Raw genomic sequence first — 13,832 nt, forward strand, 5'->3', positions numbered from 1 at the left:
TTACAAAGAGATGGAAATATTTAATGATTTCTCTATTAAAGAGATCGTTACCTGCTTTATGGTTCTTTTCGCCGTGATCGATATTATCGGTTCTGTTCCTATCGTGGTAAGCCTTCAGCAGAAGTTTGGCCAGATAGAAGCCGGAAAGGCATCCATTACTGCCGGAGTGATCATGATTGTTTTTCTTTTCGTGGGAAACAAAATTCTAAAGCTTATCGGAGTAGACGTCAATTCATTTGCGATTGCAGGAGCTTTTGTGATTTTTATCATAGCCCTGGAAATGATTTTGGGAATCGAGATCAATAAAACCACTGAAGCAAAAGCTGCATCCATTGTCCCTATTGCGTTTCCGCTGGTTGCCGGTGCCGGAACCCTTACAACAACGCTATCTCTTAGAGCTGAATTTCATGACATTAATATTATTTTAGGAATTGTTCTCAATACAATTTTCGTATATTTGGTGCTGAAATCGGCGAAGTGGCTGGAAAACAGAATGGGGGAGGCAACGTTGTCTATTCTTCAGAAAGTTTTCGGGATCATTCTTTTGGCGATTTCAATAAAATTATTCACCGCTAACTTTGCCCAATTGGTGCAGAACTATATTAATTTTTAAGAATCATGCAGAAGTTTTATAAAGTATTTCTAGTTGTGTTTATCGTTTTTATTGCCATCAATCTTTATGCATTAGACTGGCAAACGGATCTTTTATCAGAAGATAACCTGAAGTTTGTATTTTCAATCGCTTCAGCAGTTCTCGGTTTGATTTTGCTTTTCGTGTTAGATACATGGAGCAGGATTGGAGTGAAGAAATAATCTCAGAATCACATTATTCTATATAATAAAACCTCTTTCGCTGGAAAGAGGTTTTTTGCTTTACTACTGATGGCTTTAAAGTCCTCAGCCACCAAGTGCGCTTTATAAAATTAAGTGTACATCCGGGAAATAATAAGGCAAAAACCTCTGGGTGGGTGAGGTACTCAAAGCCACCTCTCACTAAGAAACCACAAGATTCTTTAAAATAGCCTCTGATTTCAGTTCGGTTTCACGCCACTCTTTTTCCGCATCACTTTGTGCAGTGATACCGCCACCCACAAAGATGTGTACGGAATCCTTATACAGTCTTGCGCATCGGAGGTTCACAAAATACATGACACTTTCATCGGTTTCTACTTTAATGAAGCCGGCATAGAATTCACGTGGAAATTTTTCAAACTTCTGGATGTTCTGTTTGCAGAAGTCTTTCGGAATTCCACATACTGCCGGAGTAGGATGAAGGTCATGAATAAGGCTGTCGAGATCTTCAGGCTGTATACGGGCCTTAAAATCTGTTCTGAGGTGTTTGATGTTTCCAGAGATATGATCGTAGGTTTCCGACACTTCTATGTTCTCTGAATAATTTTCAAGAATATCCTTGATATAAGATGTAACGGGTTTTTGCTCATCAATTTCCTTCTCTGTCCATTCCTCAGATACCGGAAGTGTTCCGGCAAGGCTCATGGTTTCAAACTGATGCGTTGTTTTATTGAATTTCCCCAAAGTCTCTGAAAAAGCACCCATCCAGGCATTCTGTCCGTCATTGAAGAGGTATCTGAAGGCGTTGGGGTAAGACGTGCAGAGCTTTTTAAAACTTTCCTTATAATCGATTTCGTTAAAGTCAGTGAAGATTTTCCTTCTGGAGTAGACGAGTTTAGGAAGATCATGGTCTTTAATGACATCAATGACCTGATGAAGCGTGTTTATATATTCGTCTTTGGTTTCTTCATTGAAATGACTTTCATCTTTCAGCAGATTTTCATTCGTAATGGTATCGTTCTCAAACTGCCCGGAAGCGTTGATGATATGACCTTCAAAAGTAATTTGCCTCAAAAGATCAAAAGACTGAAAGCTTACGGATTCTTTGTCTTGTTTCTGATCAGTTGAATATAACGTTTCGTCGAAAGGAAGTTTGAAATAAATCATTAATTATAGATAGATTTTGAAAATCACCGGCTGGAAATAGTATAGGAAATTCCCAGGTTGATTTTCCTTTCAGCAAAGGTATTATTAGTCTTAAAAATGTCAAAATTAAATGGAGAGTTTTTTATGAAAATGTTCCCGGTTTTACCTGACGTTGTGCCGAATTTGGAAAGATAATTTCAAAGGGTAAGAAATCACAGTTCGGCATAAAAAAAGACCCAAATTTTTTGAGTCTTCTATTTTTTATTGATTTTTTTTCTCTACTTCAGAATGATATTGTTGGTCATCGTAGTATGATTGATGAGGATTCCTTTTTCATCCCTGATTTCAATTTCGGAAACATGCATCGTTTTTCCTTTTCTGATGAAACGTGCTGTAGCTGTTACGATGCCGTCTTTCTTACTTTTAAGGTGATTGGAATTGATATTTGTACCTACACCGTAATATTTACTTCCGTCGATAAAAATATTAGAAAGGCTTGATCCCAGCGTTTCTGCCAGTACACAGCTTGCTCCTCCGTGCAGAATCCCGAACGGCTGGTGTACCTTTGGCTGTACCGGCATCGTGGCGGTCAGGGTTTCATTTTCAACGTCGATATCGATGAATTGTATTTCAAGTGTTTTGGCTAATGTTACCCCGTTTCCCCAGCTGTTTAGGAATACAAGGAGTTCTTCTTTAGTCTGACCTTTCATTGTATTGGTATGAATGATAATTGATGAATGATGATTGATAATCGGATGATGGCTTTGGCTTCTAGCTTTTGGCTTCGTCCTCCGTACCAGTTCCCATAATATTCGGGTTCCAGTTAGCAGGGATTTTGGGTCCGATATCATTTTTAATGTAATAATCCTGGATCTCTTCCATAATCTCGGAAAAAGGAACAGAAGCAATTCTTTCGTAAGGAATGGTGTAGCCTAAGTAAACGATATTTCTCTTGAAATCGCCTGCTGCCAGAACGATAGGGACTTTCGCCGCCAATGCCATATGATAGAATCCTTTTCTCCATTTCGGAACCCAGCTTCTGGTGCCTTCCGGAGTAATCACAAGACTGAAATCTTCTTTTTCAAACTGTTTGGCCACAAAATTCACCAGATCATTTTTCTGACTTCTGTCGATTCCGATCCCGCCAAGACCTCTTACAAGGCCCCCGTACCACGCTTTTGTATGGGCATCTTTAATGATGATTTTCAAAGGTTTTTCTAAAGACCAGTAGGCAAGATTTCCCAATAGATACTCCATGTTGTGGGTATGTGGTGCCACCACCAGGATACATCGGTTCAGGCTATTTACATCGCCCTGCAGGACGACTTTCCAGCCCAGCATCTTTAACATTAACTTACCTATCAGTTTTCTCATATATCGTTAGATTAAAACAAAAAAGTATAACCAAACAGGTTATACTTTACAAATATATTGAAATATTATCGCTCTTAAAACAAACCGCTGATTAAATCTGCGATCTTCATTACAATTTCTAGTGCAACTTGTACCATGGTTAAGGTGTTTTTTATTGATTTGGTTAATTATTTTTAACTACACGAAGGTATAACATTTTTTTAACATAGCGAACTAAATAATTTTTTTTTTCTGGTTTCTGAGAGAAGAAGAGTGTGAATTTCAAACGGTTGCCTTCCATTCACACCTCCTGCACTCTCTGAAGTTAATTATTTAGTTTGTATGGAGATTTCGTCTTTTCCGTCTTTGATTTTGATGTCTACGTTCTTGTTCATCTTTTTGATGCTGGACTTCATAGAATCAATAACAACGTCAGCCTGGTTTTTCGGAACTTTTTTCCCGTTGATGATAAGGCTGTCTTTATCATCGGAGTTGTATTCAATCGTAGAACCGTTTACAGAAATTTTATTTTTTTCAATTCTGATGTGTCCGTTCTCGTCTCTGTCCTGATCGTCGTCATTAATTCCGTCTCCGTTAAGATCTCCATCGAAATCAATTCCGTCTTTTTTCACAGGAATTACTACTGCATTTTGAGGAATTACCAATTCGTAATCTACCCTGTAATGTCTGAATCTGTGCTCGTAAGGATACTTGATGTAGTTGGGAAGCATTATCTTGTTTCCTACGATTTCTACAGGTACGTTGATCTGAACAGGAACGTTATAACCATTTCCTTCTTTTTTAATGATCAGGTAAGGTGTTTTCACCTCAGGTTTTCTTGTAACTTCTACAGAGATATAATCTTCTTTGTAAACCGTTTTCTTATCAGAATAAATGTCGTCATCGTAAGCCGTGAAATTCTGAGGAATATTGACCTGCTTCACATCTACATAAAGGGTATCAGAGGTAGTGTTGATGGCAATATTTTCCGTGTCTTCCTTGCTTCCTTTGTAGATCAGGTTTTTCTTAGCCATGCTTACTCCGAAATAAGTTCCAAGTCCGATAAGCAGAAGGAAAAGTCCTCCGATTACCCATCCTATATTTCTAAGTTTAGTCTTAGGAGAAAAGATCTTGATGCTCAATAAACTGAAAAGGATAGTAGGAATTAAACATCCAATGATCATAATCGCTACCAGCACTTTGTCCAGATTGTTGTCATCCATATAGAATCTCATCTCATTGGCACCTGGAAAATCTGCATCCATACCGAACAGTCCGAAGATCACAAATATACCGATGATGCTTCCTATCGCCATAAGTACGAAGATTCCACCTACAAAGTATTTCAGGATATTCCATACTCCGCTGCCTGCATTATCAATATAAGGTTTGCTTTCGTTGTACATTTCTCCGACCCTCTGAGTAGATTCGTTGGCAAACTGAACCAGTTTGTTGGATTCACTCTTAAGATTGTCGAAGTTCATAGGCTTTCCCTTCATTTTCAGGTAATCTGCAGCGGTTTCAGCTTTTGGAAGTACAATCCAGAGAATAACATACAGAAGGCCGATCAGTGAAGAAGAAATCGCTGCTGTGAAAATACCCAGTACAAAGATTCCCAGCCAGATCGCTCTCATTGCGGTGATATCCATTCCTACATAGTGAGCAAGTCCTGCACATACGCCGGCGATTTTTTGTCTTTCCGGATCACGGAACAGTTGTTTCTTATCTGTAAATTCAGCACCTGCCTGGTGTGTTCTTTTCGTGTTCTTTTCAGAATAGTAAGCTTCTTCCTGTTCTTCGATTTTTTCAGGAGATCCGATCTGTGCGATTACTTTCTCTACGTCCGTATCGTTGATCACTTCACGTTTTCCTAAAGAATCTCTGAAGATTTCTACCATTCTTATTTCTATATCATGCATTACCTCCTCCTCCTCTGAAGCATCCAATGAGCTTCTCAGTGCATTCAGGTAATCGCTGAGCTTTATATATGCGTGTTCTTCTATGGTGAAAGAAAAACCTGCGAGTCCTATTGAGAGTGTCTTGTTCATAGCTTTGTTTTTTAAATTTTTTGAGTGATTTGGTTTACTGACGCTGTCAGTTCAGCCCATGTATTTTGAAGTTCGTCCAAGAAAAGTTTTCCTTTTTCTGTGATCTGGTAATATTTTCTTGGGGGTCCTCCTGTAGATTCTTCCCATCTGTAGGAAAGGAACTCGCCGTTTTTCAGTCTTGTAAGGAGAGGATAGAGGGTTCCTTCCACTACATCCAGTTTTCCTTTTTTAAGCTCATCGATCAGGTCGGAAACATACATTTCACGATGGTTGATGAGACTTAAAATACAGAATTCCAGAATTCCTTTACGCATTTGCGCTTTGGTATTTTCAGTATTCATCTTTAATAAGTTTTGTTAATTAGTTATATTTTCAGAATAATGTTCCTAGCTAGATGAACTTCTTCCGATTTTACATTACAAAGATATGTAATTAAAATGGTAATATGCAATACAAAGTAGTGAAATTTTTAAAAGAAACAATTTAATGTATTGATTATCAGTTGAATAAATTTTTATCCGAAATTTGGATAATTGAATATCAGGTTAAAATCAACCGAAAAAATGACAAATTGTAGCTGGTGATTCGTATTTTTGTTCTTAATTCTCATGAAATATTTAAATTAATGTTATACCAAATGACAAAAACCTTTTTATTTTACCGGCCTTTATCTGCATTGCTGCTGCTGGGGCCTTTGTGCTTCGGACAATACCGCTTTGCTGTTGAAGACGCCTCCAAAAAATATAATGCTGAAATTAATGTGGAAGAATGCTTTACCGGGCAGTGCAGACATAAAGCAAACGTTATCCTGTTCAATAAAAACGGTGAAAAAATACAGACACTCGTTTCCGATGATATGGCTTTATCGTTTAAAGAAGGCTTCAGACCCTCCAAAATAGAGGTAATGCAGCTTACTTCCGGACTGATGCATGACGATCCCATAGTTTTTGATGATTTCAATTTTGATGGGACGGAAGATGTCGCCCTGAGAAACGGTAGCGGAGGAAACTACGGAAGTGCTTCGTATGATGTATACGTCTTTAATTCAACCAGAAATCAATTTGTCTTAAGTAAAGAACTTACCGAAATTGGCAGTGACTACCAGGGAATGTTTGATGTAGATCCCAAACGTAAAAGATTAACCACTTACGCTAGGTCCGGAGCTTCTTTACTCTACACCTACGAATATCAGGTGATTCCGAATAAAGGACTCGATCTGGTTTATGAAAAAATAAGTGATATGAGCGAAGAACCTGCCAAAGTCACTATAAAAGAGAAGATCAATAACAAATGGGTGGTTAAAAAAACAACAGAATAGCCTGAATTCAGGTTTGAGAGTCAGAGGGTTTTAGAGTTTCGGGTTATGAGTTTTGGGAGTCATCGGCGTTTTAGTGTTGAAAATACAAATCACCCTCTTAATCTCTCTCAGCCTTTACCTCAGTCTCAACCTTAGTAATTGAGGTTTCAAAACAGACAAAAACAGATACTTTATCCCAAAGTCAGATTAAAACAATAAAAAGAAATGAAAATACAGAAGGAGATCGATTTTATCCTGGCAGTAGATGCCCTGAAAAACGTACAGCGAAGAAATTACAATGCCGATGATTCCAGAAGAGAAAATACAGCGGAACATTCATGGCAGATCATTATCCTGGCACAGATCCTTTATCCATATGCTAAATACCGTGCGGATATTGATCTTTTAAGGGTAATAAGAATGCTTTCCATTCACGACTTGGTGGAAATAGAAGCGGGAGACACCTTCCTTTTTGATGAAAAAGCCATGGTCGGCAAATTTGAAAGAGAAAAGATTTCAGCTCAGAAAATCTTTGGAATCCTGGATGAACCTTTACGCACAGAATTCTTTGAATTGTGGCTGGAATTTGAGGAAGAAAGCACACCGGATGCTATTTTTGCCTGTTCTATTGACCGTATCATGCCATTTATCCTAAACTCACATACTTCAGGAAAAAGCTGGACAGAAGCCGGTGTTACCGAAAAGCAGATCAGAAATATGCTGGAAAATGCCATTACAAGAGCATCAGACGAAATGGGAGAGGCTTTTGAAACGTTGCTGACCAGAAGTCTGGATACGGATAAGGTTGTAAGATAGATAGATTGAAAAGCAAAATAAGGATTTTTAAATTGCTGTTTTGTAGAGTATAGATAGTTTCGGGGCGGCCGCAGGCCGCCCCGAAACTCATCAATTATAGTATTCTGATTGGTTTCTTAGATTCATCAATCGCCACAAAAGTAAAATCTCCCACGATTGCTCTTTCTCTTTCATAAGAGTACATTTGCTCTGTGTAGATTTCCACATTCACTTTCATACTCGTTTTTCCAACGTAGGAAACCTTGCCGATCAGTTCAACAATAGTTCCTGCGGGAATAGGTTTTTTAAAATCAATTTTATCGCTGCTTACGGTAACCACTCTTTTTCTGGCAAAACGGGTCGCTGTGATAAATGCTACTTCATCCATCAGCTGCATGGCAGTACCTCCGAAAAGAGTGTCATAATGATTCGTTGTGTTGGGGAAAACCGCTTTAAAAATTCTGGTTTCGGATGCTGCAATTCTTTCTTCTGTAGTCATATTTCATTATTAATTAATGCAAAATGAAATAGATCAAAATAACAGAGCAATGACAGGAATCATAGGAATTCCTGAAGCATCCATCAGATCAATCAACTTCAAATCGCGAAAGTTTCTTGTTTAAAGAAATAGGCAGGTCTCCTGACTTGTAACATCTTTTACCTCCTTCCCGTTCCCTCACAGTGGATTTTTTGATAAAGACTTCAGTTACTTACAGTTGCGCGACAGTCCGTGATTTTCACACGGTTCCCTTTTAATCTGCGTTAAGCAGAACCAGTTTCTGTGATGAATAAGCGTAAAACTTTTTCAGGGCAAAAATAAGAATATTACAGCGAAAAATGGTAATTATTCCGGATTATTGTAAATAATCTGGCTCATCACTCTTCCTTCCTTGATGGCCCAAAGGGTGACATACCTGTTCTCACCGGAACCATTGATCATATAAAGATAGATGTGATCATTGTCAAGAGCGGTTACTCCTACATTATTGAAATCCATAGTAGGCTGGAACATATTTTTAATAGCTTCCCTTACAAAAACAGAACCTCTTCCCGGCTGCTGTACACGAATCGACTTGATTTCAGTCATCCCTTCCGGAAGCGCATCTTTGATTCCCCAAGGTTTTATTTTATCGATGGTAAGGATTTTTCCGTCCGTATCCTTTTCCTGCTTTCTGTAACCCGCATTCGAAGGGTAAACATCGATCACCACTTTGGTTCTTTGAGAGGTAGGGATTTTAGGATTGCTGTTATCGGTAAAAATAAGGGATTTTCCGTTCTTAGATTTAGAAGGTGTAAATTGTGGCAGCTGGTCAATGAAAGCAATACGCTCTTTGTTTACCATACCTTCCTTCTCAAGATTTTCATATCTCACAAAAGGTTTTTCATCGTCCTGTTTTTCAGGATATTTGATCCAGATCCATTCTGTTTCTCCCGGAGCAGGTTTTACATAAACAAATACATCACCTTTACGCATACGGATTTTGTCTACGATTTTTCTGTAGTTATCCTTGTGGACACGTACATTGGCATAGCCTTCCTCAGCTTTTACAACACCGAAAGGAACTTTATTCTGCCCTTTGACAAATGCTAAAGAAAAAAGACTGAAAGCGGATAGGTACAATGCTCTGTTTACGGAAATCATTTTATGAAATTTTTTTGATCCCTCAAATATATAAATTAAATGTTTTTTGAATCGGTAAAATATAACGGGATTTGATTAAAATTATCAATATGCCCTCAAAAATTTATTTTCTGATCAAATAATACTTGGTTGTTTTTACAGAAATACGATAAGAATGTAATATTTATCAATGAAAATGTAATGATATGTAGATAATTTAAATTATTTTTCCGCTGAAAGCTAATAACCCAATCAATATGACAAGAAATCTATTCTTTATGCTTATGTTTTTAAGCGGGGTGCCTCAATTTCAGGCTGCCCGTCACACGGAAAATCTTTTAACAAAAAAAATGTTCACGGTTCCGGCCAACGTAACGGTTTCTAATATTAACCTCACTTCAGCTGATGTTACATGGGATGCTGTACCGGGAGCTAATGGCTATACGGTAAGATTCAGACCGGTAAGTGGCGGAGCTTGGATGGCGGTGGTAGTTTCAGTTGGGACAGCATGTAACCTTTCAGGATTAACCCCGTGTACCGGCTATGTTGTTCAGGTCACAGACAATGTTTCAGGAGATATATCTGCTCCTGTGACGTTTTATACCCAGTTGAATTACTGTCAGGCCGGATCTGTAGATGCTAATATGATGCATTTGTCAAAAGTGATGATGACTCCGTCCACAGGACTTCCACAGATGGTGAGTGCTTCAGGAGCCTCGAACTACACAGATTATCGTCCTGATTTGACACGTCGCATTCAGCTTGGTATAGGAACCACAAATAATGTCCTGTCAGTAGAACAAAACTGGGCAGGTACACCGGGAACTGTATATGTAAGAGCCTGGATTGATTTTAACTCTAACGGAATTTTTGAATCCAGCGAAATGATGATGTCTGCATCTGTCAATTCTACGGCGCCAAAAACATCTACATTCAGTGTTCCTCCCTTAGTAACAGTATCCCAGTGCGGTACCGCCATGAGAGTAATAACCAGCCAAACATTGCCGACAGGTTCTTGTGGAACATTTACTTACGGCGAAGTGGAAGATTACGGTGTTACTTTTGTGAGCCAGACGTTGGCTGTAGATGAAATTTCAAAATCCAAAGAAATCAGCATCTATCCGAATCCTGCTTCGCAAAGTTTAAATATTTCAGGGATTTCATCAGAAATGGATTATGAGATTTTCTCAGCTTCAGGTCAGAAAGCAGGAAAGGGAAGATCATCTGGGAATACAGTAGATATTCGTCATCTTGCTAAAGGAATTTATTTTATTCAGCTTAAAAATAAAGAAAATACAACCCGACTGAAATTCATCAAAAAATAAGAGCTAAAAAAGGTGGGGAATTTTAGATTGACAGATTAATTTCTCTTAAATTTAATTAATATCTTTGTTGTAAATATTAAAAACTATCTCATGACCAGAAAATTATTTTCATTATTCGTAATGTTTTTTTGTGTTCACTTTTATCAAAGCAGTGTTTTAATTACCAAAACAGAACATTTAAATACGGTTAAACCCCCTTCAAATATAAAGGTCACCAACATTACAGGTACAAGCGCTACAGTTTCATGGGATCCTGTTATTGGAACGGGACATTTAGTAAAATATGATATAGTTGGGATACCGGGTTCTGGAGGTTCACGGTATACAACAAGTACAAGTATTGACCTTACAGATTTGCAAAGATGTAAACAGTATCAAGTGACAGTAAGTAATGTACAGGCCGGTGGAGGTGATTCAAGTCCTGTTTTTTTTGCTAGTGCTAATAACTACTGTTTAATTTCGCCTTCGAGTAATCCCAGTTATGTACCCAGTTTATACATATCGAATGTAACGGTAAATGCTGTTGGTTTGCCTCCTATGATCAGTAATTCAGGGAATTCTGCTTTCACAAAATATTTTGATGATCCCAGCCGTAAAGTAAAATTGGTTTTAGGCAGTACAGGCAATACGATTTCAGTAACGAAAGCCGGTCCAAGTTCTCAGTCTCCCGGATACTTGCGTGTGCTTGTTGATTTTGATGGTGATGGTTCGTTAGGAAGTACTCCTTCTGAGGTCATTCTATCTTCAAATGGAAGTACCAGTCAGACGGTTACCGGAACTTTCTCGGTGCCTTCTCAGGATCCTCAGAAGCCTTGTAAACTCGCAATGAGAATTATAAGTTCACCCTATGTTGATATTGTGACATGCTCATCTAATGGAGAAATTGAAGACTATGAAATTGAACTTATAGATCCTGCAAGCCTTGCGGTAAATGAAACTGCGAAATCCAAAGACATCACCATTTATCCGAATCCTGCTTCAGAAAGTTTACATATTTCAGGACTTTCATCAGAAACGGACTATGAAATTTTTTCTGTTTCAGGTCAAAAAACAGGAGAGGGCAGAACATCTGGGAATACGGTAGATATTCGTCATCTTGCTAAAGGAATTTACTTTATTCAGTTTAAAAATAAAGAAAATACAACCCGACTGAAATTCATCAGGAAATAAGTAAAAATAAAATAGCGCTGAAAAATCCAGCGCTATTTTTTATAAAGTTAAAAGTTGTAAAATCCACAAAAAGCAAATCCTCAACCTATCATCATCAAATCATCGTATTATCACATCATCGAATCATTAAATCCTCTCCAACTCATCCGCATTAATCGTCGTCTTAAAAGTACCATAATTCACAGTCACTTTATTTTTGGAAATTTTCTCGATGGTTCCTACGCTGGTGCTTCCCGGAATTCGGACACGTTGCCCTTCTTTCATCCACACCGCGCGGTCGGTTTTGCGTTTCTCTTCCAGTTTTTCATTGGTTTCAGCAATTTTTTCGATCACATCTTCCTTTTTAAGCTGTTGGGTGATTTTTCTTTTAACCACCTGAAGACGTTTGGTTTCATCTTTATCTGCGCCAATCTTTCTGAATTTTTCCTGTTCAAGAATCTTCACGAAATCTTTGACCACATCTTTCCTTGACTTTCCTTTCACATAGCTGTCGATGAACGCTTCAATTTTACTTCCGAACTGAAGCTTACGGTGTTCATCTTCATACAGTTTTTGGAAATTGAACAGTTTCTGTTGCAGCTGCTCATTCAGTTTCTGAAGATTGTCACGCTTGTCTTCTACGGATTCTTTTCGTTCGGCAAGATCGGTTTTCAGTTTTTCAACTTCAAATTTTTCCTGCTGAAGTTTGACAATCGTTTTATCAAGATTAACAATATCGTGCTCTACTTTCTTTTTAGCAGCGTGAATAATGAATCTCGGGATTCTGTTCTTTTCTGCTACTTCAAAAGTAAATGAACTTCCTGCCTGTCCCACTTCAAGTTTATACATAGGTTCCAGCGTTTCTTCATCGAAAAGCATAGCCGCATTTTCAGCATTCGGAAGCTGCTCGATCACCAGTTTGATATTCGTATAGTGAGTCGTAATAATGGCAAAACTCTTTTTATCATAGAAATACTCCATGAAACTTTCCGCCAGCGCACCCCCAAGCTCAGGATCAGATCCTGTCCCGAATTCATCGATAAGAAGTAATGTATTGGCATCAGCCTCACGGATAATTCCGGACATTTTCTTAAGCCTTGATGAATACGTAGACAAATGATTTTCAATGGATTGGTTGTCGCCAATGTCCGTCATAATCTTCTCAAAGAAGAACATTTCAGATTTTGGATGCACCGGTACCAGAATTCCAGTCTGTATCATTAGCTGAAGCAGTCCGACTGTTTTTAGGGTGATAGATTTTCCTCCTGCATTCGGTCCGGAAATACATATGATTCTGTTGTGATCCGTTAATGAAAGGCTCTGTGAGTGAATCGTCTTGTTTTCTGCTTTATTTCTTAACCATAAAAGCGGGTGGAAGGCATCTTTCAGCTTTAGTGTTCTGTGACGGTTGATCTTTGGAAGAATTCCGTTCACCTGTTCTGCAAATTTTGCTTTAGCTCTCGTCAGATCAAGGTCAAAAATATAAGCCTGGTATTGCCATAGCTGAGGTTGGAATTCAGCCAGTTCAGCCGTGAGTTTTCGGAGTATTTTATCTATTTCTTTTTTCTCTTCCTCTTCACTTTCCTTCAGCTTGAAGTAATGTTTTACCACACTGTCCGGCTGCATATAGGTGATAGAACCTGTCTTTGAAATTCCTAAAACCCTTCCGGCGACTCTTTTCTTGAACCCGGATTTTACGGCTAAAACCCTCATGTCTTCAATAATCGTTTCCCGGATATCATCCAGAAATTCGCTTTGTCCGTAATTGAACAGCGCACGGTTGAAATTTTCCTGAATGGCTTTTTTAGCAATCTGGATTTCAGCCCTAAGCTCTTTCAAAACAGGAGAGGCATCACTTTTCACTTCTCCGAATCTGTTAAAGACCTTGTCTACTTTATCAATGATTTCTTTTTTAAACTCCAGTACAGAAACATCACCTATCAAGGTAGGGAACGTTTCAGGCATGGTTGGAAAAAATTTCTGTAGTTTTCCTATCTGTTCAGTTAAAGTTTTTATTTTGATGAAAGCACTGTTTTCCAGACGGTAATTCTCAATCAGCATCACTTTCAGCTCACTTTCGATATCTTCATACTCATCGAATGGAATTGCATTTGAACTTTCAAAACTCGAAAGATATTCCGACGTTTTTCTCAGGGAAAGTTCCGCCTCGTCAATTTCCATGGGACGAAGTTGAAGAATCTTTTCTCTCGTTTTCGGAGAATACGCAAATGGAGAGATTTCCGCGAGCAATTGCGGAAACTCTAATTCGTTTAAATCTTCTTTATTTATATACACAGTGCAAATTT

Annotated in this window: 14 protein-coding genes and 1 riboswitch; of the genes, 6 read left to right on the forward strand and 8 right to left on the reverse strand. The window is 38.3% G+C overall.

The genetic code is table 11. The features are described 5' to 3' along the window. The first annotated feature begins 10 nt into the window (after positions 1-10). Both IW22_RS17315 and IW22_RS17320 read left to right on the forward strand, forming a co-directional pair. Complete coding sequence (locus tag IW22_RS17315) at positions 11-613, forward strand: MarC family protein (RefSeq protein WP_034728847.1); 603 nt, start codon at positions 11-13, stop codon at positions 611-613. 5 nt (positions 614-618) lie between these two features. Continuing rightward, on the forward strand, positions 619-813 hold the full coding sequence (locus tag IW22_RS17320) for a hypothetical protein (RefSeq protein WP_034728849.1): 195 nt from the start codon (positions 619-621) through the stop codon (positions 811-813). Between the two features lie 180 nt (positions 814-993). Here the strand turns inward: IW22_RS17320 and IW22_RS17325 are convergent, their stop codons facing one another. From IW22_RS17325 to IW22_RS17345, 5 genes are all read right to left on the reverse strand, one after another. Further along, complete coding sequence (locus IW22_RS17325; protein WP_034728850.1) at positions 994-1,959, reverse strand: chorismate-binding protein; 966 nt, start codon at positions 1,957-1,959, stop codon at positions 994-996. Positions 1,960-2,216: 257 nt separating this feature from the next. Further along, a complete protein-coding gene (locus IW22_RS17330) occupies positions 2,217-2,648 on the reverse strand; it encodes a PaaI family thioesterase (protein ID WP_034728852.1) in 432 nt (143 codons plus the stop codon). 61 nt (positions 2,649-2,709) lie between these two features. Continuing rightward, positions 2,710-3,312 carry a 1-acyl-sn-glycerol-3-phosphate acyltransferase gene (locus IW22_RS17335; RefSeq protein ID WP_034728854.1) on the reverse strand — a complete coding sequence of 201 codons (603 nt, stop codon included), beginning with the start codon at positions 3,310-3,312 and terminating at the stop codon, positions 2,710-2,712. Positions 3,313-3,620: 308 nt separating this feature from the next. Then, positions 3,621-5,339: a PspC domain-containing protein gene (locus IW22_RS17340; RefSeq protein WP_034728858.1), complete on the reverse strand. Its 1,719-nt coding sequence runs from the start codon at positions 5,337-5,339 to the stop codon at positions 3,621-3,623. 11 nt (positions 5,340-5,350) lie between these two features. Then, a complete protein-coding gene (locus tag IW22_RS17345; RefSeq protein WP_034728860.1) occupies positions 5,351-5,680 on the reverse strand; it encodes a PadR family transcriptional regulator in 330 nt (109 codons plus the stop codon). A gap of 296 nt (positions 5,681-5,976) precedes the next feature. Here IW22_RS17345 and IW22_RS17350 point away from each other — a divergent pair, with 296 nt between their 5' ends. Both IW22_RS17350 and IW22_RS17355 read left to right on the forward strand, forming a co-directional pair. After that, entirely contained in the window at positions 5,977-6,657 is a 681-nt protein-coding gene (locus tag IW22_RS17350) for an XAC2610-related protein (protein ID WP_131401754.1), read from the forward strand. Positions 6,658-6,861: 204 nt separating this feature from the next. Then, positions 6,862-7,452: an HD domain-containing protein gene (locus IW22_RS17355; protein WP_034728862.1), complete on the forward strand. Its 591-nt coding sequence runs from the start codon at positions 6,862-6,864 to the stop codon at positions 7,450-7,452. 94 nt (positions 7,453-7,546) lie between these two features. Here the strand turns inward: IW22_RS17355 and IW22_RS17360 are convergent, their stop codons facing one another. Further along, a complete protein-coding gene (locus tag IW22_RS17360) occupies positions 7,547-7,930 on the reverse strand; it encodes an acyl-CoA thioesterase (RefSeq protein WP_034728864.1) in 384 nt (127 codons plus the stop codon). 113 nt (positions 7,931-8,043) lie between these two features. Then, positions 8,044-8,223, reverse strand: a riboswitch (cobalamin riboswitch). A gap of 52 nt (positions 8,224-8,275) precedes the next feature. Next, complete coding sequence (locus IW22_RS17365) at positions 8,276-9,073, reverse strand: hypothetical protein (RefSeq protein ID WP_034728866.1); 798 nt, start codon at positions 9,071-9,073, stop codon at positions 8,276-8,278. 236 nt (positions 9,074-9,309) lie between these two features. On the opposite strand from IW22_RS17365, the gene IW22_RS17370 reads away from it, so the two are divergent. Continuing rightward, positions 9,310-10,377: a GEVED domain-containing protein gene (locus IW22_RS17370; protein ID WP_034728868.1), complete on the forward strand. Its 1,068-nt coding sequence runs from the start codon at positions 9,310-9,312 to the stop codon at positions 10,375-10,377. 90 nt (positions 10,378-10,467) lie between these two features. Then, the gene (locus IW22_RS17375) at positions 10,468-11,547 is read left to right on the forward strand and encodes a fibronectin type III domain-containing protein (protein ID WP_034728870.1); all 1,080 of its coding nucleotides are present in this window, start codon (positions 10,468-10,470) and stop codon (positions 11,545-11,547) included. A 126-nt stretch (positions 11,548-11,673) separates the two neighbouring features. On the opposite strand, the gene IW22_RS17380 is transcribed toward IW22_RS17375, so the two are convergent. After that, the gene (locus IW22_RS17380; protein WP_034728871.1) at positions 11,674-13,821 is read right to left on the reverse strand and encodes an endonuclease MutS2; all 2,148 of its coding nucleotides are present in this window, start codon (positions 13,819-13,821) and stop codon (positions 11,674-11,676) included. Positions 13,822-13,832: the final 11 nt, after the last annotated feature.

Source organism: Chryseobacterium sp. JM1 (assembly GCF_000737715.1).
Classification (GTDB): domain Bacteria; phylum Bacteroidota; class Bacteroidia; order Flavobacteriales; family Weeksellaceae; genus Chryseobacterium.